Here is a 1,454-nt window from a genome sequence, read left to right as displayed (position 1 = left end):
CCGACATCGACGATTCGTGCGATGTCGTCGTCCTCACCGGTGCTGCCGGCGCGTTCTCGGGGGGCGGCGATCTCAACTGGATCCTGGCCATGTGCGGCGACTTCGTCTACGCGACGCCCGACGCCGTGTTCGCCGACCCGCACGTCGCTGTCGGCCTGGTCGCGGGCGACGGCGGCGCGGTGATCTGGCCACAGCTGGTCGGCTACGCCCGTGCCCGCCGCTACCTGCTGACCGGCGACGCGATCCGTGGCAGGGAAGCGGCCGAGATGGGCCTCATCACCGAGGCCGTTCCCGACGACCAGCTCGATGCGCTCGTCGACGCCATGGCGCAGCGTCTCGCGTCCGGCGCGTCATACGCTGTCAAGTACACCAAGGCCGCCATCAATGCCGGCCTCAAGGTGACCGCCGCTGCCGTTATCGATCGGGCTTCCGCCTTCGAGAATCTCACCCAGTTCACGAACGACAACCGAATCGCCGCCGAGGCTTTCCTCGCCAAGGAGAAGCCTGTTTTCACCCGGTCCTGAGCCTCGGCTGGTGTCCTGAAGCTCGACTGGTGTTCTGAGCCTCAGCTAATAGAGACAGGGGGCAAGTAGCTCAGTGTCCAGACGTTGTGACGTGGTCTCATGAGCGATCGTCCGGTATCCCTTGCCAAGGGCCGTGTCCGCGTCAATCGGGTCGCCGATATCGTGGCGGATCGCATCCGCGAGCTCATTGTCACCGGCGACCTGGCGGACGGCGATCGCCTGCCACGCCTGGATGTTCTGCTCAAGGACTTCGGCGTCAGCGGGCCCTCGATGCGCGAGGCCCTGCGCGTCCTGGAGTCCGAGGGGCTCATCACCGTTCAACGCGGCAGCATCGGCGGCGCCGTGGTCCACCGTCCCGACGCGAAGACCGCTGCCTACATCGTGGCCCTGGTGCTGCGTAGTCGAGGCACGCAGTTGCGCGATGTGTTCGAGGGCATGTCCCTTCTCGAGCCGGTGTGTGCGATGTTGTGCGCGCGTCGCCCGGACCGCAAGACGACGGTGGTATCCGAGCTGCGCAAGGTCAACGGTGCCTCTCGCCGGCTCATCGACGGCGATGAGCCGGCCTTCAACGAGGCCATGACCGCGTTTCACGAGACGTTGGTGCAGCGGTGTGGCAACGAGACGCTCACGCTCGTGGCCGGGATCTTGGAATCGATCTGGCTCGTCCATGAACGGTCCTGGGCCGAGGCCAAGAGCGCGCGGGGCGCCTTGCTCAGCCGGCCGGAGAAGCTGAAGAGGCTCGAGTCCCATGAGAAGATCTGCGACCTGATCGAGGCTGGCGAGGAGCGCAGGGTTGTGGAAGCCATGACCGAGCACATCGAGGTCCAGCTCATCTACAGCGAATGGCTCGACCCCACCGAACGCGTGGATGCCCGGGCCATCCGGCACGACACGTAAAAGCGCCCGGCGCTCAGCGAGCGGCGCGGGGGC

Annotated in this window: 2 protein-coding genes; both read left to right on the top strand. The window is 66.4% G+C overall.

All coding sequences use genetic code 11. The annotated features are described in order from the left end of the window. The coding region (locus U9980_RS27935) for an enoyl-CoA hydratase/isomerase family protein (RefSeq protein WP_322770662.1) at positions 1 to 524 on the top strand (524 nt) is incomplete at its 5' end. A 99-nt stretch (positions 525 to 623) separates the two neighbouring features. After that, positions 624 to 1,421 carry a FadR/GntR family transcriptional regulator gene (locus U9980_RS27930; RefSeq protein WP_322770661.1) on the top strand — a complete coding sequence of 266 codons (798 nt, stop codon included), beginning with the start codon at positions 624 to 626 and terminating at the stop codon, positions 1,419 to 1,421. Positions 1,422 to 1,454: the final 33 nt, after the last annotated feature.

It is taken from the genome of Protofrankia sp. Cr1, assembly GCF_963555865.1.
Lineage (GTDB): Bacteria > Actinomycetota > Actinomycetes > Frankiales > Frankiaceae > Protofrankia.
The sequence above is the reverse complement of the archived record's forward strand: the minus strand, read 5'-3'. Positions and strand labels throughout refer to the sequence as shown.

Coding starts and splice junctions, on each gene's coding strand:
- U9980_RS27930 (WP_322770661.1), top strand. CDS start 624: ATGAGCGATCGTCCGGTATCCCTTGCCAAGGGCCGTGTCCGCGTCAAT.